The sequence below is a fragment of the Leifsonia sp. 2TAF2 genome (genome assembly GCF_052115085.1).
Classification (GTDB): Bacteria; Actinomycetota; Actinomycetes; order Actinomycetales; family Microbacteriaceae; genus Leifsonia.
On sequence record NZ_JBFRFY010000001.1, the window covers coordinates 2,028,238 to 2,048,993 of the forward strand.

Sequence of the window (20,756 nt, forward strand, 5' to 3'; positions counted from 1 at the left end):
AAGCGCCGCGCATGCCGTCGCCCGGTGGGGACGGGCTCAGTACAGCAGCGACGCCAGCCTAGCCCGGGCCTTGACCACACGCGGGTCGTCGACACCCACGATCTCGAAATACTCGAGGATGCGCGTCCTGACCTCCTCCTTGCCGCTCGCGTCGAGCGTCGGGAACAGGGTGAGGAGACGGTCGAACGCGTCGTCGATGTGGCCGCCGGAGAGGTCGAGGTCGGCGACCGCGAGCTGGGCGGAGTGGTCCTTCGGGGCCTCGGCCGCGGCGGTGCGGAGCTCGTCCACGTTGCGGCCGGCGAGGCGTGCGAGCAGGCTCACCTGCGCCAGACCCGCGGCGGCCATAGCGTCGCGCGGGTCCTGCGCGATAGCGGTGCGGTAGGCGCGGATGGCACCCTCGTAGTCGCCGCGCTCGATCGCGTCGTAGGCCTCGGCGTGGAGCGGCGGCAGCGGCTCGGGGACGGGCTCCGCCGCGGTCTCGTCGGCGCCCTCGGGCGCATCCCCGCCCTCCACGGTCACCGAATCCGTCACGCCGTTCTGCGCCGCGAGCTGCAGCAGCTGCTCGAACACGTCCTGGATCTGCGGCTCCGGAAGAGCTCCGACGAACAGCTGGACGGGCCGACCGGCCAGCAGACCGGCGACCGCAGGAACGGACTGCGCCTGGAAGGCCTGCGCCAGCTGCGGGTTGGCGTCGACATCCACCTTGACGAGGACCAGCCGACCGCCGAAGCCGCCGACGACGCGGTCGAGCACCGGCGAGAACTGCTTCCATTGCTCTGACCGCTCGCTCCCGAGGTCGACGACGACGGGCACCCGCATCGACAGGTCGAGGAAGTCGTTGAAGTTCGCATCCGTGCCCTCGAAGAACAGGCTCGGCAGCGTGAGCGAGCCTGCGGCCGGCGCGGGCTGACCGGGCGCACCCTCCGCGGGCGCGGAGCGGTTGACGAGGGAGCTCAGATCGACGGCTCCGCGCAGGCTCGTCGGGGACGGCGGGACGTTGCTCATTGTTCCTCCAGATGCGCGCTTCGTGGGCGTTCCAGCACGAGAGACAAGGATACTCGGGTCGCCGCCACCGATGCGCTCCGGCGACCCCCCTGCTACGGGATCTGCTTGGCGCCGATCATGCCCTGGGCGAACCCGAGCAGCGTGATCTTGGCGTCCGACCCTGCCGGGGGCACGTAGAAGGCGAGCTGGTACCCGAAGGTCGACTCGATGCCGGTCTTGGACGAGGGAACACCGGTGAGGGCCGCAGCGGTCGCACCGGCGCTCACTTCCGCGCCCGCCTCGACGACCTTGAGCGTCTGCGTCTCCGTCAGGTCCGTCCAGACGATGGCACCGGAGTCGTTCGTCGCCATGGCGACGTCGGTCCCGACGCCGGGCGCACCGGTGAAGGTCAGCGACGCCGTCGCCGGCACCGCTGCCTTCTGCTTCGCCTTCCATTCGGCGCCGACCTGCGTGCGCAGAGTGTCGCCCTCGGCGTTGAACAGGCTCGCGTACTGGCTCTTGTCGCCGTTCATGAGGATGTCGCCGTACGCGGCCGCGACCTTCGCCGGCGGCAGCGCGAGCAGCTTGGAGTCGGGCGGAACCACAGCGGAGCCGATGCTCGCCGGCGCCAGGTTGGGCACCTTGGCCTTCGGCTCGAGCGACACGGCGTACTCGACCTGGTAGTTATCGCGCGGCGTCGCCTGCACCAGGGTGAGGGCGAGCGGCGCCTGAGCGGTGCCCTTCGCGTCCTTCGGGGTCTGGATGACGGCGGCGACGGTACGCGGCCACGCGTCGGTCGCCTGCGGCAGCGACAGCACGATCGGACTGGCGGGGATGGCCGGGAGCGCCGGCTCGTCGGCCTTCTTGGCGCGGATGGCGTAGTTCGCCTGGCGGAGCTGCAGGGCGGGCCCGGTGAAGCGGGCCTTCGCCAGGTCGGCGCTCGCCTTGGCGTCCGCCTGCGCCGCCGACTCGGAGATGCGCTTGACGATGCGCTCCAGCTGGGGCACGGTGACCGCCGGTGGCAGCTGGTCCTTCGCGTCCGGCGCCTCCGTCGTCAGGGGCGTCGCCGTCTTGGTGGGCGTCGTCGCCGCATCCGTCCCGGCGGTGCAGCCGGTGAGCGCGAGAGCGCCGATGAGCGCGGCGGGCAGCATGACGCGGGCACGGGTGGAGCGGCGGCCGCGAGGGGTGGTCTCGATCATGGCGGTGGGCTTGTACTTGGGGGCCTTGGGCAGCTTGGGCATCTTCGGTCCGCTCTTGCGGCGGGGTCCGCGCGACCGGCGGTGGGTGTAGAGGCCCCACAGGTAGAGGGCGATGCCGATGACGAGCAGGATGAGGCCGCCGATGATCAGCGGGAAGGCCCAGGGCGTGCTGGAGTCGACGGGCCAGGTGACGGTGACCTGGGAGGGAGCGGCCTTCTGGCCGTCGGAGGCAACGATCACGCTGACGTCATCGGGGATGTTCATGCGCGTGACCTGTGCGGCCTCGCCGTCGAACTCCTCGAGCCACAGGTCGGATCCGGCGGGGTTCGGGCCGGCGGCCTGGGCGGCCGTACCGGTTCCGGAGGACGACGCCCCGGCAGACGGCGTGGCGGTCGGAGCCGGCGTGGGAGCGGGTGTCGCGGTGCTGCTGCCCGCATCGCCGCCCTTATCGTCCGAACCCTTCGCGGGCTTCGGCGTGACGGTCTTCGTCGTGAGCGCGCCGGTGGTCTTCTTGTAACCGACCGCGACGTACTTCTGATCTTCCAGCCACGCCTTCATGTCCGCTGTACGGCCGTAAGCCACGACCTGCTTGGCCTGGTCGGGCGCACCCGTCACGTTCAGTGTCTGCTGCCCGGGATGCGCGTTGAGCACAGACCCGTCGATCACGAGGTAACGGGGGTCGCCGGAGACAGAGGTCGCCGCCTCGATGTGGCTGGGCGGAGCGAAGACGGTGCGCTGCGCGATTCCGGCCACGATCATTACCGCGGCGACGACGAACGCGACGATAGCGAGTACGAAACGCAAACAGGACTCCTCATGTGCCGAAGTTCGGGGGCGGGCACAGTCACACGACGATACCGGACATGCCTGAGAGGCAGCTAACCCTTGTCTGGACGCCAGCACAGCCCCCCAGTGCGGGCACAGGCGGCAAATTGTAGGATCGATCCGGCGCGCGTGCTGCGAGTCGACCCGAAAATCCCCCAGGAGCATGACAGTGGCCACCGACGAATCCAACTTCACGCAGGTCTTCCGCGGTTACGACAAGGATGAGGTCGAGAAGGCGCTGCAGGAGCTCCGTCGCGAACTGATCAAGTCCAACACGCAGGCTTCAGAGTCCGCGAAGGAGCTGAAGCGGCTGCAGGCGCGCATCGACGACCTCAACGCCGAGATCGAGGAAGTCGGCAGCCCCACCTACTCCGGACTCGGCACGAAGCTCGAGAACACCCTCCGCGTCGCCGAAGAGCAGTCCACGCGGCTCATCGCTCAGGCCGACATCGACGCCGAGAAGCTGCGGGCGGGCGTGTCCGCCGAGATCGACAAGGTGAAGAAGGCTGCTGCCGCGCAGGCAGAGCGTGTGCTCGCCGACGCGCAGGCACGTGCGACGACCCTTCTTGAGGATGCGCAGATCGAGTCGGGCGAACTGCTCGCCAAGACCCGCTCCGACAAGGAGACCCTGCTCAACGACGCCATGCGCGAAGCCGCAGCGATCCGCGGCGCCGTCGCGACCGAGGCTGCAGAGCTGCGATCGACGAGCAAGCGGGAGGCCGCGGCGGTCCGCGCCGAGGCGGACCGCGAGGCCGCAGAGCTGAAGGCGGTCGCCTCCCGTGAGGCGGAGGCAGCGCGCGCCGAGGCCGCAGAACTCGATCGCACCATCGCCGCCCGGCGGGCGGAACTCGAGAACGCCCTCGCCGACGACCGGGCCGCCTTCGAGCGTGAGTCCGCGCAGATCCGGCTGGAGCTGGACCGGCGCGTGGCCGAGACCGCCGACCGGCTCGCCGCCGACGAGGCGGAGTCTCGCAACACTCTTGCTGCCGAAGCCGCCCAGGCCCGAGCGGACCTGGCCGCGGAGGTCGAGGAGCAGCGCTCGGCACTGGCGGCCGAGGTCGCCCAGACCCGGGCGGACCTCGCCAACGACGACACCACCGCGCGGCAGGCGCTCCGCACCGAGGTGGAGCAGACCACCAAGGCGCTCGTAGCCGAGGTGCAACAGACCAAGAGCGCTCTCGCCGCCGAGGTCGAGCAGACGCGCTCGGCGCTGGACGCCGACGTGACGGCCGCCCGCAGCGCGCTCGCCGACGAGGTGGAGCGCACGACCGCCGAACTCGCCGACGAGGTCACCCGCACCCGCTCCGCTCTGGCCGAGGAGGTCACGCGCACCCGCTCGGAGCTTGAGACCGAGGTCACCACCACCCGCTCCGCGCTCGAGAACGAGGTGACCTCCACCCGGGCTGCGCTCGAGAACGAGGTCACCACCACGAAGTCCGCCCTCGCCGACGAGGTCGAGCGCACCACCAAGCGGCTGGCCGACGAGACGCTGCAGACGCGAACCACCCTGGAGAAGGAGTCGACCGAGACCCGCGCCCGTCTGGAGGCAGACCGAGCCGCGACCGCCGCGCAACTCACAGCCGATCGCGAGCAGACGGCGAGCGACCTTGCGACCGAGGTGGAGCAGAGCCGCACACGCCTGGCGGCGGAGGCCGACCGCCAGCGCCGCGAACTCGACGCCGAGGCGGCCGAACTCCGTGCACAGCTCGCGGAGGAAGTCGACACCGCCCGCTCCGCCCTGACCGACGAGATCAGCCGTCAGCGGAGCGCCGTCGAGGCGGAGCTCGCCTCCGAGCGAGCACGGCTCGCCGCCGAGGTGGAGTCCACCACCTCCGCCCTGGCCACGGAGGTGGAGCAGACGAAGTCCGCCCTCGAGACCGAGGTAGCGACGACAAAGGCTGCTCTCGCCGCCGAGGTCGAGCAGACGAAGTCCGCCCTGGACACCGAGGTCACAACGACCAAGGCCGCTCTCGCCGACGAGGTGGAGCGCACCCGCACGGAACTCGCCGCACAGGTGGAGCAGACCAAAAACAGACTGTCGGCCGAGGTCGAGCAGACCACATCCGCCCTCCAGACCGAGGTGACCACGACGAAGTCGGCTCTGGCCGCCGAGGTGGAGCAGACCCAGAAGGCCCTCGCCGCCGAGGTCGAGCAGACGAAGTCGGCTCTGGCCGCCGAGTCGGAGCAGACCCGGAGCCGACTGGCTGAGGATGTGCGCCGGACGACGGTCGAACTCGCCGACCGCCGGGAGGCGACCGCCAACGAGCTCGCCGATCAGCGGGAGCAGCAGCGCCTCGAACTCGAGCGCGACGCCGAGCGGACACGGGTGGCGCTGGCCGACGAGGCGCAGCAGACCCGCGTCGCCCTGGAGAAGGAGGGCGCCGAGGCTCGCGCCGAGCTCGCACGAGAGGTCGCGGAGGCACGTACCGCGCTCGACGCCGAGCTCGCAGAACGCGCGGCGGGCTTCGAGCAGGAGGCGGCGAACGCACGCGCTGCGCTCGACACCGAGCTGACGCAGCTGCGCACGACGACTCTGGAAGAAGTCGACGCCCGCACCCGCGAGATCGAGCAGGCACGCATCGATCTCGACGTCGAACTCCGCGCGCGTCGCGACGAAGCCGAGAAGGAGTACCTGGCCCGGCACCAGGAGGCCGTCGCGCAGACGCAGAAGTACCTCGACGAGGCGAACCAGCAGCTCGCCGACGCGGTCAAGCGGACCGCGCAGGCGCGCTCCGAGGCGGAAGCGTTCGAGACGGAGGCGCGCCGAACGGTGACCGAGGCCCGAAAGAAGGCCGAGGACACCGCCGCCAAGGTCATCCGAGACGCCGAAGAGCGCGCCGCGGCCCTGCTGTCGGAGACGGAAGAGCGCACGCAACGCCTGGTGGCCGACGCGGAAGACCGGCTCGCCCAGATTAGGATTGAACGCGAAGCGGTGGCCGGATACTTCGAGAACCTCCGCGGAGTGCTTCAGCAGGCTGAGAAGGCGACCGCCGACCGCGACTGATCCCAGGGGGAACAATGAAGATCCAGAACCCGTTCCGCCTTGGCCTCATCGGTGCACTCGGCGTCGGGCTCGGGATCCTCATCCTCAGCGCGATCACCAGTCTCGCGACGATCATCACGTACATCGGGGCCGCGCTGTTCCTCGCCCTCGGCATCGAACCGCTGATCTCGTTCCTGGAGCGCCGGAAGTTCCCGCGCTGGCTGGCGCTGGTCGTCGCGCTCGTGGTCATCATCGGCGCGTTCGTCGGCCTGATCTGGGCGATCGTCCCCATCGCGATCAGCCAGGCAACGCAGCTGGTGCAGAATACGGTCAACTGGGTGAACAACGGCGACGCCGAGAAGTGGTTCCTCAGCCTGCAACATCAGTTCCCCGGGATCGTCAACCAGCAGAACATCGACGCGGTCACCGAATGGCTGCAGAAGAACCTCCCCGACATCACCTCCAAGGTGCTGCAGACCGGAGTCGGCATCGTCCAGGGCGTCTTCGGTGTGATCATCGTCGTCATCCTGACCATCTACTTCACGGCGTCGCTGCCGAGCATCAAGCGCTCCGCCTACCAGCTGGTACCGGCATCCCGGCGGGCACGCTTCGCCGACCTGGGCGACCAGATCACCGACTCCGTCGGCAAGTACGTCATGGGCCAGGTGCTGCTGGCTCTCGTGAACGGCGTGCTCAGCGCGATCTTCTTGACCTTCATCGGGGCCAAGTTCCCGATCCTGCTCGCCTCGATCGCGTTCTTCTTCTCCCTGATTCCGCTCGTCGGTACGATCACCGGCTCCGTGATCATCGTCGCCGTCTGCTTCCTGTCCGGGACCCCGACCGCGATCACCGCCGCCATCTACTACCTGGCCTACATGCAGGTGGAGGCGTACATCCTGAGCCCGCGCATCATGAACCGCGCGGTCTCCGTACCCGGCGCGCTCGTCGTGGTCGCGGCCCTCGCCGGCGGCACCCTGCTCGGCATCCTGGGCGCCCTGGTCGCCATCCCGTTCGCCGCGGCCATCCTGCTCATCGTCAAGCAGGTCGTCATCCCGCGCCAGAACGAGCTCTGACCCGGGTGAAAGCACCGCAGCGGGCCGGCTAGGCGGTTCGAGCCGCCGGCCACTCCGTGGCGAGTGGCAGGGCGGACGGGTTCACGCGCTGAACAATCTCGGCGAGCACACGACGGGTCTGGTTCTCCCCCACCCACAGGTGCTTCCCGCCCTCGACGTCCACGAGCTCGATCTGCGGCAGCGGAGCGAACCGCTGCGCCGCCTCGGCCGGGCGGAGGAAATCGTCGTGCTCCGGAATGAGGGCCACGATCGGGCGTGTGTCCCCCGCCCAGGCGGCGAGGTGCTCGGGTTTCGCCCGGTGCAGCGGAGGCGAAAGCAGGATGACGCCCTCAACCGGCAGATCACACCCGTACATCAGGGCGAGCTCCGTGCCGAACGACCAGCCCAGCAGCCAGGGATGCGGCAGGCCGCGTTCGGCGACGAACGCCATCGCGGCTTCGACGTCATAGCGCTCGCGGACGCCCTCGTCGAAGGAGCCAGCGCTGCGCCCTCTCGGCGACGACGTGCCGCGGGTGTTGAACCGCAGCACGGCGATGTCGGCCAGCGCAGGCAGACGTCCCGCGGCCTTGCGCAGGATGTGCGAGTCCATGAACCCGCCGGCAGTGGGAAGCGGGTGCAGGGTGACCAGCGTCGCCACCGGTTCGCGGTCGAGCGGGAGCGCGAGCTCACCGACGAGAGTGAGCCCATCCCGCGTCTGCAGCTCGATGTCCTCCCGGCGTGCGGGCAGCTCGACTCCCCCGCGGATCTCGACGGTCGTTCCCTCGGTGTTCATGCCCTCGGTGTTCATGCCCCCGGTGCTCATGCCCTCGGTGCTGATTCCCTCGGTGCTCATGCGATCCTCCAGCAGGATTCGTGCCAATGTCGACGTGCCGCGAGGTCGGCCGTGTCGCCCAGCACGCCGTCGGCGCGCCACGCGACCAGGTGTGCGACGCCGGGCGTGATGTCACGGCCGCAGCCGGGGCAGACGTAGCTCTTCTGCGCCTGAACGGTGGAGACAGGCTGCACGTTCCATTCGACGCCCCGGCGCACTTCGACGCGCCGCCAGCCTGACAACAGGCGCTCCAGGCCGTCCGGATCCTCGTCCCTCCGGCCACCCTGGCGGCCCCGGGGTCGGTTGCTGCGCGGCATGCGTCAAGTCTAGAACGGAGCCGGCGAGCGACCGCCCGGTCAGTACCAGCCGTCGGACTCGGAATGTGCCCAGGCGCCGCAGGGCGTGCTGTAGCGGCCGGCGATGTAGCCGAGGCCCCAACTGATCTGGACCGACGCGTCGGTCTCCCAGCCCGGGCCCATCTTGCTGCCCGGAAGCGCCTGCGGGATGCCGTACGCACCACTCGGGTTGGACGCGTTCACGCGCCACCCGGACTCGCGGCTCCACAGCTGGTCGAGGCAGCCCCACTGGTCGTCGCCCCACCCGCGCTGCTGCAGCATCTGGTAGGCGATGTCCTTGGCTGTGCCGGGGCTGGGGATCGGCGCCGACGGAGCACTGCTGCCGCCACCACTCGACGCCGCCTTCTTGGCGACCGGCGTGGGAGTGGGAGTCGGCGTGGGCTTCGGCTTCGCCTTGACCGTGACCGGGTCGCGCGTGATCGTCACTGCCGCCGCATCCGGAGCGGTGAGCTGCTGCGACGGTGCGCCCTCGTAGCGCTCTGTGGTGGGGATCTGCTGCAACGCCTCGGCGTACGCCGGCGTGGTCGTCGTACCCGAGAACGGGTCTACGACATTGACCAGGGCGAAACCGACCGCCGCGCTGAACGCGAAGCCCCAGACGGCTGCTCGCGACCGGATGTGCGGTCGCCGGGATCGCTTGAACGCGACGCCGACCGGGTTGGCCGGAGTCAGCGGCACAAGCTCTGCTGCTGTTTCTCGTCTACCCACGATCACAGAACGATAACGGACTTTGGACGGAAACCCAAGAATCGGCGCCCGCACTCAGCGAACCGCCAGCATGACATCGGTCACGCTGTCCAGCAGCAGATCGACCTGAACCTCGCGGTAACCACCGCGCTGCTCGCGGAACGTCACGGTCCGCACCTCGTCGACGCTCATCGGTCGGCCGTCCTGGAAATACTTCACCAGGCGGTTCGCGAAGCGGTCCACATCGTTGCGGTTGTACCCGAGCGTCAGGAAGCTGACGCGGTCGAATCGGTGCCCCATCGGGCGGTCGAGGCGGTTGAGCACCACCTGCGCCGTCGTGCGCGCCTCCTCGAACCACGTCGCATCGCCCTTGTGCACGCGAACCGCTTCGCGTTCGCGCGCCGCGAAGGCGTCTTCGAGGCGCTCCAGCGCCGCATCGACATGCGTGGTGGAATAGCCGCCCTTGGTCATCGCGAAGGCCACATGGCGGATGTCGGCGGCCGTCAGCTGCGGCCCATTATCGTCGCCGTCGTACGCACGACGCGCGGCCTGGAGGAACGCATCCACCTCGTCGGCGTCGTACCCCGGCGCGGACTTCGAACTGCGGGGGAAGGTGCTCACTCCCCCATTCTGTCATCGGAAGATGAGGAACAGGACGTAGGTGGCCGCTGCAGACGGGAGGATCGAGTCCAGCCGGTCGAGGAAGCCCCCGTGCCCGGGCAGCCACGAACTCATGTCCTTGATGCCGAGATCGCGTTTGATCAGGGACTCGGCGAGGTCGCCCGCGGTCGCCGTCAGCAGGATCACGACGCCGAACACGACCCCGAACCACCACGGCTCGCCGATCATGAAGACGGACAGCAGGACGCCCGCGACGATGGCGGCGGCCGCCGCCCCGGCGAAGCCCTCCCAGGTCTTCTTCGGGCTGATCGTCGGAGCCATCGGGTGCTTGCCCCAGGAGAGGCCGCTCACGTAGGCGCCCGTGTCGACGGAGACCACCAGGATCAGGAACGCGAGCACCCACCACTCGCCTCCCTGTTCGGCGAGAAGCAGGATCACGAAGCTCGCCAGCAGGGTGACGTACAGCTGGGCGAAGACCGACCACAACAGGTCTCGGCCGAGCGCTCCGGCACTGCGGTTCGCGGCAGGGACAGCGCCCTCCGCGATGAGTCGCCACACGATCACGAGCACGATGCCGGCCGAGAGCGACACGAGCTGGCCGCCCGCGTGGAAGAAGAACGTCGCAGGCACCATGGCGACAGCCGCGATGACCGTCGGCACGCGCGGCACCCGCCGCCCGGTGCCGCGGAACGCCTGAGCCAGCTCGAAGCTCGCGAAGCCCGCCATCGCCATCCCGAACAGCAGGAACAGCTCCTTGATGAAGATGAGCGAGAACACCACCACCGCGCCGACGGCGACGCCGATCACGATGGCCAGGATCAGGTTGCGGCCGGTGCGCTCGGCGATCCGCTCGTTCGTGGCGTCGAGCTGGGCCTTCCTGGCCTGCACCTGGCGCTCGAAATCGGCCCGGGTCGACTGCACTTGCGCGCGGATCTCCTCGCGCGAGCGCGCCTTGCCGCGTCGCGTCGTTGGCGACGGCCCCCCGGGACTGCTGTCCTCGCTCATCGACTAGACCTCGAGAAGTTCGGCTTCCTTGCGCTTGAGTGCGTCGTCCACCGCGTCGACGTGCGTGCGCGTGATCGCCTCGAGCTCCTTCTCGGCGCGCGAGACCTCGTCGTCGCCGACCTCGCCCTTCAGCGCATCCAGATCGTCCTTGGAGCGACGACGGATGTTGCGGAGCGCGACCTTGGCGTCCTCGCCCTTGCTGCGGACGATCTTCACGAACTCCTTGCGGCGATCCTCGGTCAGCTCGGGAAGAGTGACACGGATGATCTCGCCGTCATTGCCGACGTTCGCCGACATGTTGGGCATGTTCACGAGCGCGCGCTCGATGTCCTTCAGCGCCGACTTGTCGTACGGCGTGACGATCAGGACACGGGCCTCGGGGTTCTGGAGGCCGGCGAGCTGCGCGAGCGGCGTCGGAGAACCGTAGTAGTCGACCAGCACCTTCTGGAACAGTGCCGGGTTCGCCCGGCCCGCGCTCACGGTGCCGAAGTCGTCCCTCGCCGCGTCCACGGTCTTGCTCATACGCTGGCGGGCGTCGGAAATCACATCCGCGATCACGGTTTCTCCTTCAGATCGGTGGGTCGGCTCTAGTCTATTGCCCGGCGGCTCAGCCGAGCAGCGTGCCGATCTCGGCCCCGAGCAGCGCGGCCGTGACGTTGCCCGCCGGCTCGATCCCGAAGATGCGCATCGGCATCCCGTTGTCCATGCACAGGCTGAGCGCGGTCGAGTCCACCGCCTTCAGGTTCTGCTGCAGCGCCTCCTGATGCGAGATCTGGTCGATCTTGCGCGCGTCCGGGTTGGTGCGGGGGTCGTCGTCGTACATGCCGTCCACGCCGTTCTTGGCGACCAGCACGACATCCGCGTTGATTTCGAGCGCGCGCTGCGCGGCCACGGTGTCGGTGGAGAAGTACGGCAGTCCTGCGCCGGCGCCGAAGATCACGACGCGGCCCTTCTCCAGGTGCCGCTCGGCACGGCGAGGGATGTACGGCTCGGCGACCTGGGTCATCGCGATAGCGGACTGGACGCGCGTCTCGGCTCCGGCCTGCTCCAGGAAGTCCTGGAGGGCCAGCGAGTTCATCACGGTCCCGAGCATGCCCATGTAGTCGGCACGGCCGCGGTCCATGCCGCGCTGAGACAGCTCCGCGCCGCGGAAGAAGTTGCCGCCGCCGACCACGATCGCGATCTCCACATCCTGAGCCGCCTGCGCGATCTCGCGGGCGATGCTGCTGACGATGTCCGGGTTGACGCCCAGCTGGCCGCCGCCGAATGCCTCGCCCGAGAGCTTCAGGAGGACTCTGCGCCGCTGTTCAGGATGTCTCTGGGTGACTGCCGACATGCGTGTTTAGCGTCCTTCCGTGCGTGGTTCTGGTTAAAGCTAGTGGGTGCTTCCGTGGGGGACTGCATCCCGCACACAGAAAAGGAGTCCGGATCGTCGTGACGATCCGGACTCCTTCATCGACTGTTACGCGCCGACCTTGAACCGGGCGAAACCGGAGACGGTGAGACCCGCCTCCTTCACCACCTGGCTGATGGTCTGCTTGTTGTCGCGGGCGTACTCCTGCTCGAGCAGGGCGACCTGCTTGAAGTAGGCGCCGAGGCGGCCCTCGATGATCTTCGGGAGCGCGGCCTCCGGCTTGCCCTCGTTGCGCGAGATCTCCTCGACGATGCGGCGCTCGTTCTCGACCTCGTCGGCCGGGACGTCCTCACGGGTGAGGTAGGTCGGGTTCGCGAACGAGATGTGCTGCGCGATGCTGCGGGCGGTCTCCGCGTCGTCGCCGGCGTAGCCGAGGACGACACCGACCTGCGGCGGCAGGTCCTTGGAGGTCTTGTGCAGGTAGATCGCGAAGTGCTCGCCGTTCACGACGGCGATACGGCGGAGCTCCACCTTCTCGCCGAGGATGGCGGCCTCGTCACCGATGAGCTCGGCGACGGTCTGGCTGCCGGCGGGGGCCGCGAGGGCCTCCTCGACCGTAGTGGCGCCCGCGGCGGCCGCGGCGTCGAGGACCTTCTCGGCCAGCGCGACGAACTTGTCGCCCTTGGCCACGAAGTCGGTCTCGCACGCGAGCTCGATCATCGTGGCGGTGCCGTTGCCGTTCTCCTTGGCGGCGACGAGGCCTTCGCTCGTGGAGCGGTCGGCGCGCTTCGCGTTGCCCTTGGCACCCTTCAGGCGCAGGATCTCGGTGGCCTTCTCGATGTTTCCATCGGCCTCCTCGAGCGCCTTCTTGGTGTCGACCATGCCGGTGCCGAGCTGCTCACGGAGAGCCTTGATGTCGGCGATGCTGATGTTTGCCATGTTCTGACTGGAACCTTCTTTACTCGAAGACTTCTAAAAGGACGCGGGTTACTTGGACTCGGCGTCCGTGGCCGCGTCGGTGGCGTCGGTGGCCTCGGCGTCGGTGGCCTCTGCAGCCACGGCGTCCGCCTCGACCTCGGCGACGACGTCAGCAGCCTCGGCGTCGGCCTCGCCCTCGGCGACGACCTCGGCGGAGTCGGCCTTGGCCGAAGCCAGGTCGGCGTCAGCAGCCTTGGTGTTCTCGGCGCCCGACTGGATCTCCTCGGAGGAGGTCTGCAGGAGCTCCTGCTCCCACTCGGCGAGCGGCTCGGTGGGCTCGGCGCCCTCTTCCGGCTTCTGGTGACGCTGGATGAGGCCCTCGGCCGCCGCGTCGGCGACGATGCGGGTCAGCAGCGTGACGGAGCGGATCGCGTCGTCGTTGCCCGGGATCGGGTACTGCACCTCGTCGGGGTCGCAGTTCGTGTCGAGGATGCCGATGACCGGGATGCCCAGCTTCTTGGCCTCGTCGATCGCGAGGTGCTCCTTCTTGGTGTCGACCACCCAGAGGGCGCTCGGCGTCTTGCCCAGGTTGCGGATGCCGCCGAGCGACTTGTGGAGCTTGTCCAGCTCGCGCTTCTTGATGAGCAGCTCCTTCTTGGTGAAGCCGCTCGTGGTGCCCTCGAAGTCGAGCTCCTCGAGCTCCTTCATGCGCGCAAGGCGCTTGGACACGGTCGTGAAGTTGGTCAGCAGACCACCCAGCCAGCGCTGGTTGACGTACGGCTGGCCGACGCGGGTCGCCTGCTCGGCGATCGCCTGCTGGGCCTGCTTCTTGGTGCCGACGAAGAGGATGGTGCCGCCGTGGGCGACGGTCTCGCGGACGAAGTCGTACGTCTTGTCGATGTACGCGAGCGACTGCTGAAGGTCGATGATGTAGCTGCCCGAGCGCTCGGTGAGGATGAAGCGCTTCATCTTCGGGTTCCAGCGGCGGGTCTGGTGTCCGAAGTGGACGCCGCTGTCGAGCAGCTGGCGCATGGTGACGACGGCCATTGCCGTTCTCCTTTTGGTTGCGGTTGTCTGCGGCGGCCGGCGGCCGCCACTCCTGGTGCCCCGCGCGCATCCGCACCCTTCCAGCCGCACGGAAGACCGTGAGAGGAGGAAGGAGACCGGTGGATGCGCGCCCCGCCCAAATGGAGGGCGTCCGGGCACGCGTAGTCACCCCGACGAGCGGAGTGCTTCAGACAGCTTAGCAGGGATGCAGGCCTACGCGGAGTCGCCGCTGGAGCGCACCTGGACGCCACGACGGCGGCCACCCGCCTCCCGGAACAGCGTCTCCGCGTGCTCGAGCGCCATGCCGTTCGTCTCGGGGATCTTGAAGAACACGAAGAAGAACGAGAGCGCGGCGAACACCGCGTACATGCCGTACGTGAACGGGAGGGAGAAGTCCGCCATGGGCGGGAAGGAGACGGTCACGAGGAAGTTCGCGATCCACTGCGCGGCCGCCGCAACGCCCAGCGCCTTTCCGCGGATGCGGGTCGGGAAGATCTCGCCGAGGAGCACCCATACCAGCGGGCCCCACGAGGCGCCGAAGCACACGACGAACAGGTTGGCGGCGATCAGCGCGATCGGTCCCCACGGGTTGGGGAGCGAGACGGCGCCGCCCTCCTTGACCGCGAAGGTGAACGCCAGAGCCATCACTCCCAGGGACAGCGCCATGCCGACGGAGCCTGTGAGCAGGATCGGTCGGCGACCGACGCGGTCGACCAGCACGATGGCGACGATCGTGACGACGACGTTGGTGATGGAGGTGATGACCGTGATCAGCAGCGAGTTGCTCTCGGTGAACCCGACCGCCTTCCAGAGCGTCGTCGAGTAGTAGAAGATCACGTTGATGCCGACGAACTGCTGGAACACGGACAGGATGATGCCGATCCAGACGATCGGTTTCAGGCCGAACCGGTTGCCGGCGAGGGTCGCCTTGGCGCCCTCCTTGTCCTCCTCGATCGCGCGCTCGATGTCGCCGATCTGACGGTCGATGTCGCCTTCGGGGACGAGCGTCTGGAAGATCTGGCGGGCCTCGTCGTGCCGGCCGTTCGCGAGCAGGAAGCGCGGGGACTCCGGCATGGTGAGCGCGAGCACACCGTAGACGATGGACGGGATGGCGCCGACCAGGAACATCCACCGCCAGGCCTCCAGGCCCAGCCACAGCTGGTCGGACGCGGAGCCGGCGACGCCGGCGAGCAGCGCGTCCGAGAGCAGGGCCACGAAGATACCGATCGTGATCGCGAGCTGCTGCAGCGACGCCAGCCGTCCGCGGGATTGCCGCGGCGAGATCTCCGCGATGTAGGCCGGCGCGACGACGGAGGCGATGCCGATTCCGAGACCGCCGATGATGCGCCAGAAGCCGAGGTCCCAGGCGGAGAAGGCGAGGCCGGCCCCGATCGAGCTCGCCAGGAAGAGGATGGCGCCCAGCAGCATCACCTTCAGGCGGCCCCAGCGGTCGGCGAGACGGCCGGCGATGAATGCGCCGACGGCGCAGCCGAGCAGCGCGATGGCGACGATGAAGCCCGTGATGAAGGCGTTCAGGCCGAAGTTCTTCTGCACGGAGTCGACGGCGCCGTTGATCACCGACGAGTCGAAACCGAACAGAAAGCCACCGACCGCAGCCGCTATCGCGAGTCCAGTGACCCTCCGGCGCATCTTCGCCGTCGGCTGCGGCACGTTTTCGTCGCTCGCGGCGGCTGCTTTCCTGCTCTCTTCAGACATGTCATCCCTTTTCGATTGTGCGCCCCGCTCGTCGGGGACCCCGGAAGGGTCGCGAGGCGAATCACACGCTACGCCCGGAACGTTGTCGGGAGAACCGCTGACCGCCTGACCTGTCCACAGGCCAGGCGAGCGACTGGTTGTGCACGGGTCCGTCGGCTGGGCCGCCCGACCTGGTCGGGCCCACGCAGGGTTGAGGGATGGAGCGAGAAGGAGGAGTTCGGATGCGGTTTCGTGGGGTGATCGGGGCGGTGTTCGCTGCAGGGTGGCTCGTAGTGGCGGGCGCGCCGGCTCCGGCGGGCGGTGTGGTAGCCGCGGTGGAGGGTGCGACCGAGCCGGCGTCGTCGGGATGGGCGGGTCGGCCGGCGTCTGGAAGCGCCGGCGTGTGGGAGTGGCCGTTGCCGGAGCACACGCTGGCGGCGCCGTATGCGGCGCCGGCGACGCGGTACGCGGCCGGCCACCGCGGCGTGGACTTCCCGGCCGCGGCCGGCGCTGTGGTGCGCGCGCCGGACGACGCCACGGTGCGCTTCTCGGGCGTGGTGGTGGATCGACCGCTGCTGACCCTCGACCACGGGGACGGCGTGCTGTCGAGCTTCGAGCCGCTGGTTTCCGAGTTGCCCGTCGGTTCGATCGTCGCGCGGGGCGCCGTTCTCGGTGCTGTCGGGTCGGGAGGACATTGCGGTACCGGTTGCCTGCACGTCGGCGTGCGGGTCGACGGTGACTACGTGTCGCCGATGCTGTTCTTCGGCCGGGTGCCGCCAGCGGTGCTGCTGCCGCTCGATGGTGGGTGAGCGCAGGGCGGACCGCGATCGGGTGGGGTCTCAGGCTCGCGTTCGGATCTCAGGCTCGGGGGTGGGCGATGCGGTACGCCTCTCTGAGCCGTTCGGTGGAGACGTGCGTGTATATCTGCGTGGTACCGAGGCTGGCGTGACCGAGCAGCTCCTGCACAGCACGGAGGTCTGCTCCGCCGTCCAGCAGGTGGGTCGCCGCTGTGTGGCGGAGTGCGTGCGGACCGGAGGGGCCGCGACCCGGCACGTCGGCGAGGAGTCCGGCCACGAGTTGGTAGACCGCGCGGCTTCCGAGCCGGGCTCCCCGCGACCCGAGGAAGAGCGCCGCGCCCGAGCCCGGGACGGCGAACCGCGGTCGCCCCGACGCGAGCCACGCCTTCAGGGCGCGCAGCGCGGGCACACCGAAGGGGACGACCCGTTCCTTGGACCCCTTGCCGACCACCCGAACCGTGAGCCGCTCCACGTCGACGTCGTCCACATCGAGCCCCGTGAGCTCGGACACCCGGATGCCCGCGGCATACAGCAGTTCGATCACCGCCACATCCCGCAATGACCCCGGATCGCCTTCCTCGGCGCGTTTCGCCAGCGCCGCCAGGATGCCATCGATCTGCTCGCGGGTGATCACCCGCGGCAGCGTCTTGTCGGCTTTCGGAGCGCGGAGCCGCGCGGCCGCATCCACCGGCTCGCCCTCGGGAGCCGCCTCCTCCTTCCCGACGGCCTCCCCGCTGCGTGCCAGCCACGAGCTGAACCCGCGAGCGGAGGCGGACCGCCGCGCGAGGGTCGCCTTGGCGAGCCCGCGCTGCGACCCCTCCCAGAGCCAGTCCCGGTAGAGGTCGAGCGTGAGCCCCGCGGGCGAAGCCACCCCGCGCTCCCCCGCGAATGCGGCGAGCGCCGTGAGGTCGGCGCGGTAGGCCCGAACCGTCTGCGGCGAGTACCCGCGCTCGACCCGGAGGTGGCGCTCGTACTGCTCGATGGCGGCGGTCAGGTTCACCATCCCAGCTTCGCCCCGATCCGCGACCGCTCGCGGCAGCGACGCGCTTCACCCGCGCCTTCCTTCGATGAGCGTCCAGCCTCCGCCGCTCTCCCGGGCGCGCCCTGCGAGGTCCAGACGCCCGAGCACGGCCGCCACCGTCGTGAACGGAAGCGCCGCCCGGGCCGCGATCTCGTCGGCGCTTGCTCCCTTTCCCGGAACCAGCGCCGCGAGCACGGTGCGTTCGGTCTCAGATCCCCCGCCCGTGGCTGACACGGCTCGAACTCCCGACTCTGGCGCCGACGCCGTCGCCGTCGCAGGCCCCGGTTCCGGTTCCGGTTCGATCCCGAACGGATCCGCCAGCTCTGCCATCTCGTCGGTGGTCGTCACGCACGTCGCGTCGTACTCGCGGATGAGCCGATGACATCCTGCTGACGCCGGCGAGAGGACGCTGCCAGGCACAGCTCCCAGCGGACGGCCCAGCTGGGCCGCATGCCCCGCCGTGTTGAGCGAGCCGGAGCGGTGACCCGCTTCGACGACGACCGTGGCGGCCGCCGCGGCCGCGATGAGCCGGTTCCGCATCAGGAACCGCCACCGCGTCGGCGCGTTGCCGGGTGGAAGCTCCGCCGCCAGTACGCCCTCCGCTGCGATGCGCCTCAGCAGGTCGCTGTTCCCCGCCGGGTAGAGACGATCGACGCCGCCCGCCAGGAACGCCACTGTGAGTCCTCCGCTCACGAGTGTCGCGCGATGCGCCGCCGCGTCGATCCCGTAGGCGCCACCCGAGACGATCGCGAAGCCTCGATCCGAGAGACCTGCTGCACTCTCCATTGCGACGTGCTCGCCGTAGTCGGTCGAGGCGCGCGCACCCACCAGAGCGACGGATCGCCCCAGGCGCCGCAGCCGTTGCGCGTCGCCCCGGACCCAGAGCGCGATCGGAGCGCCTGCTTGGAGCGAGGACAGGCCTTCGGGCCAGCAGTCGTCCCGTGGGGTGACGAGCAGGGCCCCGATCCGTGCAGCGCGCTCCAACGCCTGCGCCGACTCGCGCAGCGACAGTCGGGGACGCCAGCGCGCCAGGCATTCCGCGATACGGCGCTCAGCGCCAGCGTCCGACGCGGCCCCGGTACTCCTCCGACCGTCGGTCGCTTCTGGTGGCCGATATGACACCGGCCCCTCCGAGACCGCTTCGACCTCCTCGCCTTCGTCCGCTTGCGAGCGCTCCTCGCTGGCAACCCGTACGAGCTGCAGCACCCGCTGAGCGTCGCTGCCGTCGGTGAGAGCGCGCAACAGTCCGACCGGCCCCAGACCGCCCAGCAGGCGACCTGCATCGAGGTCCCCCGGCTCGACGGCGGTGGTCAGAGCCGCCCGGGCAAAGCGTTCTGCGGCGACGCCCGGTTCGGCCGACGGCGCGTGAAGCGTCACCGGATCCAGCAACCGTTGGAGTTCGCCGCTCGCGGTACCCGGTAAGGCCGACGATCCCAGCCCGATCGATCGACGGTCCGCCTCCCCTGATCTGCCCGTCATGCGCTGATCCCGCGACGGAGGAACAGCGCACGCCCGACGTGGTCGACGTCGGGCGACGACGCATCATCGAGGTCTGCGAGAGTCCACGACAGCCGAAGGGTGCGGTCGTAACCGCGCATGGTGATGGCTCCACGTTCCAGAGCGCGATCGAGCGGTGCGATCGCGGAAGCGCCCAGCCGTCGCTCCCCCGCCCGCAGCCAGCTCCCCGCCACATCGGCGTTGCGGACCCACCCGGTTCCCTGCAATCGTTCGACGGCTCGCGCGCGCGCCGACTCCACCCGAGCACGGAGGTGCCGGCTGGTACGCCTAGAGGGATGTGACTCGGCAGCGGAGCGGAGCGCGGCCAGCCCGAGCCTTCGAACCGTCAGCCGGATATCGACACGGTCGAGCAGCGGGCCGGACATGCGGGCGAGATACCGCCTCCGGGCCATCGGCGAGCAGGTGCACTCCGCATCACTCGATCCGTAGTGCCCGCACGGGCACGGGTTCGAGGCGAGGACGAGCTGGAACCGTGCAGGGAAGGTCGCTGCACCGCTCGCTCGGTGGATGGTGATGCTCCCGTTCTCCAGCGGCTGACGCAGAGCGTCGAGCACCGACGGCGGGAACTCCGCGGCCTCATCCAGGAACAGCACGCCGTGAGTTGCGCGCACGATGGCGCCCGGTGTGATCCGCCCACTTCCACCTCCCACCAGCGACACCGCTGATGCTGTGTGGTGCGGCGCCTCGAAGGGCGGCCGGCGGACCAGCTCCGAACCGACGCCGAGGCCGGTGAGTGAGCGGATGCACGTCGCCTCGAGCGCGTCGGCACCGGCGAGGTCAGGGAGGAGAGTCGGCAAGCGACGTGCCAGCATCGTCTTGCCCGCTCCCGGCGGCCCCATCATGGCCAGGTGATGCCCACCCGCCGCAGCCGCGACCAGCGCCTCCACCGCCTCCTCGTTGCCGGTCACGTCGACCATGTCGGGTTCTTCCGCCGGACGATGCTCCGTCGCGTTCGCCACGACCGGCTCCTGCTCCAGCGGGTCGAACTCTGCGCCATGCACGATGGCTGCCGCGCGCAGTCCGGTCACCCCAACCACTTCGATGCCGTCGACGAGCCCGGCTTCGTCTGCGTTGCCGGAGGGGACGAGCACACGATCGAACCCCGCCTCACGCGCGGCGAGCACGGCTGGGAGGACACCCCTCACCGGGCGCAGACGGCCGTCAAGTCCGAGTTCACCCAGATGCACCGAACGTGCCGCGGAAGCGGCAGGCACAGCACCCGCCGCCGAGAGCGCCGCGATCGCGATGGCCAGGTCGAACCCCGACCCCTGCTTCGGCAGGGCGGCCGGCGACAGATTGACGGTCAGCTTCTTCTGGGTGAGCGGGCACCCGGCATTCACGGCGGCCGCGCCGACGCGCTTGCGCGACTCGCCGAGGGCGGTGTCCGGCAGCCCGATCAGGACGAACGCCGGCAACCCTGCCGAGATGTCGGCCTCCACCTCGACGACATGCCCGCGCACGCCGTCGAGGGCGATGGCGAAGGTACGAGCGAGCGCCATCAGACGATCCCGGTCAGGTGCTCGACCACGGGCCGCTGCGTCCAGGCGTCGGTCACCGCGACAGCGTCGATGCGCACACCGACGGATCCTGGTTCGCGTTCCCGGCACCACGCGGCCGCCAGGCGACGCAGCCGCGCCGCCTTCTCTGGGGTGATCGCCTCGAACGGATGCCCGAAGGCGAGCGACGAACGCGTCTTCACCTCCACGAACACCATCGTGGTGCCCTGCCGCAGTATCAGATCGAGCTCGCCGACGGGACACCGCCAGTTGCGATCCACCAATGTGTAACCGCGTTCCTGCAACCAGTCGGCGGCGACGTGCTCGCCCCGCCTACCCAGTGCGTCTTTCTCAGCCATGTTTGCC

The 20,756-nt window shown here is 69.5% G+C and carries 19 protein-coding genes; 3 read left to right on the forward strand and 16 right to left on the reverse strand.

Going from position 1 to position 20,756, the window contains the following annotated elements; all coding sequences use genetic code 11:
• Nucleotides 1-36: 36 nt before the first annotated feature.
• Both AB4Z18_RS09780 and AB4Z18_RS09785 read right to left on the reverse strand, forming a co-directional pair.
• On the reverse strand, nucleotides 37-1,005 hold the full coding sequence (locus AB4Z18_RS09780) for a tetratricopeptide repeat protein (protein ID WP_441782487.1): 969 nt from the start codon (nucleotides 1,003-1,005) through the stop codon (nucleotides 37-39).
• A 92-nt stretch (nucleotides 1,006-1,097) separates the two neighbouring features.
• Entirely contained in the window at nucleotides 1,098-2,987 is a 1,890-nt protein-coding gene (locus tag AB4Z18_RS09785; RefSeq protein WP_441782488.1) for a hypothetical protein, read from the reverse strand.
• A 184-nt stretch (nucleotides 2,988-3,171) separates the two neighbouring features.
• Here AB4Z18_RS09785 and AB4Z18_RS09790 point away from each other — a divergent pair, with 184 nt between their 5' ends.
• Together AB4Z18_RS09790 and AB4Z18_RS09795 are read left to right on the forward strand one after the other, a co-directional pair.
• Complete coding sequence (locus tag AB4Z18_RS09790) at nucleotides 3,172-6,012, forward strand: hypothetical protein (protein WP_441782489.1); 2,841 nt, start codon at nucleotides 3,172-3,174, stop codon at nucleotides 6,010-6,012.
• 14 nt (nucleotides 6,013-6,026) lie between these two features.
• Nucleotides 6,027-7,064: an AI-2E family transporter gene (locus AB4Z18_RS09795; protein ID WP_441782490.1), complete on the forward strand. Its 1,038-nt coding sequence runs from the start codon at nucleotides 6,027-6,029 to the stop codon at nucleotides 7,062-7,064.
• 28 nt (nucleotides 7,065-7,092) lie between these two features.
• On the opposite strand, the gene AB4Z18_RS09800 is transcribed toward AB4Z18_RS09795, so the two are convergent.
• From AB4Z18_RS09800 to AB4Z18_RS09845, 10 genes are all read right to left on the reverse strand, one after another.
• A complete protein-coding gene (locus tag AB4Z18_RS09800) occupies nucleotides 7,093-7,836 on the reverse strand; it encodes an alpha/beta hydrolase (protein ID WP_441783004.1) in 744 nt (247 codons plus the stop codon).
• Between the two features lie 56 nt (nucleotides 7,837-7,892).
• Nucleotides 7,893-8,192 carry a hypothetical protein gene (locus AB4Z18_RS09805; protein WP_441782491.1) on the reverse strand — a complete coding sequence of 100 codons (300 nt, stop codon included), beginning with the start codon at nucleotides 8,190-8,192 and terminating at the stop codon, nucleotides 7,893-7,895.
• 39 nt (nucleotides 8,193-8,231) lie between these two features.
• Nucleotides 8,232-8,939 (reverse strand): lytic transglycosylase domain-containing protein, encoded by a 708-nt coding sequence (locus AB4Z18_RS09810; RefSeq protein WP_441782492.1) that lies wholly within the window; start codon nucleotides 8,937-8,939, stop codon nucleotides 8,232-8,234.
• 54 nt (nucleotides 8,940-8,993) lie between these two features.
• Nucleotides 8,994-9,539, reverse strand: coding sequence for a DivIVA domain-containing protein (locus tag AB4Z18_RS09815; protein WP_441782493.1), 546 nt, complete (start codon nucleotides 9,537-9,539; stop codon nucleotides 8,994-8,996).
• A gap of 12 nt (nucleotides 9,540-9,551) precedes the next feature.
• Nucleotides 9,552-10,544, reverse strand: a complete 993-nt coding sequence (locus AB4Z18_RS09820) for a phosphatidate cytidylyltransferase (protein ID WP_441782494.1) — start codon at nucleotides 10,542-10,544, stop codon at nucleotides 9,552-9,554.
• A gap of 3 nt (nucleotides 10,545-10,547) precedes the next feature.
• Nucleotides 10,548-11,102 (reverse strand): ribosome recycling factor, encoded by a 555-nt coding sequence (gene frr, locus AB4Z18_RS09825; RefSeq protein ID WP_441782495.1) that lies wholly within the window; start codon nucleotides 11,100-11,102, stop codon nucleotides 10,548-10,550.
• 49 nt (nucleotides 11,103-11,151) lie between these two features.
• Nucleotides 11,152-11,880: a UMP kinase gene (gene pyrH, locus AB4Z18_RS09830; RefSeq protein ID WP_441782496.1), complete on the reverse strand. Its 729-nt coding sequence runs from the start codon at nucleotides 11,878-11,880 to the stop codon at nucleotides 11,152-11,154.
• Nucleotides 11,881-12,006: 126 nt separating this feature from the next.
• Nucleotides 12,007-12,837, reverse strand: a complete 831-nt coding sequence (gene tsf / locus AB4Z18_RS09835; protein ID WP_441782497.1) for a translation elongation factor Ts — start codon at nucleotides 12,835-12,837, stop codon at nucleotides 12,007-12,009.
• A 48-nt stretch (nucleotides 12,838-12,885) separates the two neighbouring features.
• The gene (gene rpsB, locus AB4Z18_RS09840) at nucleotides 12,886-13,863 is read right to left on the reverse strand and encodes a 30S ribosomal protein S2 (RefSeq protein ID WP_441782498.1); all 978 of its coding nucleotides are present in this window, start codon (nucleotides 13,861-13,863) and stop codon (nucleotides 12,886-12,888) included.
• Nucleotides 13,864-14,076: 213 nt separating this feature from the next.
• Complete coding sequence (locus AB4Z18_RS09845) at nucleotides 14,077-15,579, reverse strand: sugar porter family MFS transporter (RefSeq protein ID WP_441782499.1); 1,503 nt, start codon at nucleotides 15,577-15,579, stop codon at nucleotides 14,077-14,079.
• Nucleotides 15,580-15,800: 221 nt separating this feature from the next.
• Between AB4Z18_RS09845 and AB4Z18_RS09850 the strand changes: the two genes are divergently transcribed.
• Nucleotides 15,801-16,367 (forward strand): murein hydrolase activator EnvC family protein, encoded by a 567-nt coding sequence (locus AB4Z18_RS09850; protein ID WP_441782500.1) that lies wholly within the window; start codon nucleotides 15,801-15,803, stop codon nucleotides 16,365-16,367.
• Between the two features lie 49 nt (nucleotides 16,368-16,416).
• Here the strand turns inward: AB4Z18_RS09850 and AB4Z18_RS09855 are convergent, their stop codons facing one another.
• From AB4Z18_RS09855 to AB4Z18_RS09870, 4 genes are read right to left on the reverse strand one after another with little or no spacing between them, the layout of a single operon-like run.
• Nucleotides 16,417-17,355, reverse strand: coding sequence for a tyrosine recombinase XerC (locus AB4Z18_RS09855; RefSeq protein WP_441783005.1), 939 nt, complete (start codon nucleotides 17,353-17,355; stop codon nucleotides 16,417-16,419).
• 48 nt (nucleotides 17,356-17,403) lie between these two features.
• Nucleotides 17,404-18,855, reverse strand: a complete 1,452-nt coding sequence (gene dprA / locus AB4Z18_RS09860) for a DNA-processing protein DprA (RefSeq protein ID WP_441782501.1) — start codon at nucleotides 18,853-18,855, stop codon at nucleotides 17,404-17,406.
• Nucleotides 18,852-20,393: a YifB family Mg chelatase-like AAA ATPase gene (locus tag AB4Z18_RS09865; protein WP_441782502.1), complete on the reverse strand. Its 1,542-nt coding sequence runs from the start codon at nucleotides 20,391-20,393 to the stop codon at nucleotides 18,852-18,854. Before AB4Z18_RS09865 ends, dprA begins: the two co-directional genes overlap by 4 nt.
• Nucleotides 20,393-20,749 (reverse strand): YraN family protein, encoded by a 357-nt coding sequence (locus AB4Z18_RS09870; protein WP_441782503.1) that lies wholly within the window; start codon nucleotides 20,747-20,749, stop codon nucleotides 20,393-20,395. The genes AB4Z18_RS09865 and AB4Z18_RS09870 overlap by 1 nt, the downstream gene beginning before the upstream one ends.
• Between the last annotated feature and the right edge of the window lie 7 nt (nucleotides 20,750-20,756).

What these genes read in the sequence shown, in the direction of transcription:
- AB4Z18_RS09870 (WP_441782503.1), bottom strand. Translation starts at nt 20,749, where the DNA reads ATGGCTGAGAAAGACGCACTGGGTAGGCGGGGCGAGCACGTCGCCGCC.
- AB4Z18_RS09795 (WP_441782490.1), top strand. Translation starts at nt 6,027, where the DNA reads ATGAAGATCCAGAACCCGTTCCGCCTTGGCCTCATCGGTGCACTCGGC.
- AB4Z18_RS09790 (WP_441782489.1), top strand. Translation starts at nt 3,172, where the DNA reads ATGACAGTGGCCACCGACGAATCCAACTTCACGCAGGTCTTCCGCGGT.
- AB4Z18_RS09805 (WP_441782491.1), bottom strand. Translation starts at nt 8,192, where the DNA reads ATGCCGCGCAGCAACCGACCCCGGGGCCGCCAGGGTGGCCGGAGGGAC.
- AB4Z18_RS09780 (WP_441782487.1), bottom strand. Translation starts at nt 1,005, where the DNA reads ATGAGCAACGTCCCGCCGTCCCCGACGAGCCTGCGCGGAGCCGTCGAT.
- AB4Z18_RS09845 (WP_441782499.1), bottom strand. Translation starts at nt 15,579, where the DNA reads ATGTCTGAAGAGAGCAGGAAAGCAGCCGCCGCGAGCGACGAAAACGTG.
- AB4Z18_RS09820 (WP_441782494.1), bottom strand. Translation starts at nt 10,544, where the DNA reads ATGAGCGAGGACAGCAGTCCCGGGGGGCCGTCGCCAACGACGCGACGC.
- AB4Z18_RS09865 (WP_441782502.1), bottom strand. Translation starts at nt 20,393, where the DNA reads ATGGCGCTCGCTCGTACCTTCGCCATCGCCCTCGACGGCGTGCGCGGG.
- dprA (WP_441782501.1), bottom strand. Translation starts at nt 18,855, where the DNA reads ATGACGGGCAGATCAGGGGAGGCGGACCGTCGATCGATCGGGCTGGGA.
- tsf (WP_441782497.1), bottom strand. Translation starts at nt 12,837, where the DNA reads ATGGCAAACATCAGCATCGCCGACATCAAGGCTCTCCGTGAGCAGCTC.
- AB4Z18_RS09800 (WP_441783004.1), bottom strand. Translation starts at nt 7,836, where the DNA reads ATGAACACCGAGGGAACGACCGTCGAGATCCGCGGGGGAGTCGAGCTG.
- pyrH (WP_441782496.1), bottom strand. Translation starts at nt 11,880, where the DNA reads ATGTCGGCAGTCACCCAGAGACATCCTGAACAGCGGCGCAGAGTCCTC.
- AB4Z18_RS09850 (WP_441782500.1), top strand. Translation starts at nt 15,801, where the DNA reads ATGCGGTTTCGTGGGGTGATCGGGGCGGTGTTCGCTGCAGGGTGGCTC.
- rpsB (WP_441782498.1), bottom strand. Translation starts at nt 13,863, where the DNA reads ATGGCCGTCGTCACCATGCGCCAGCTGCTCGACAGCGGCGTCCACTTC.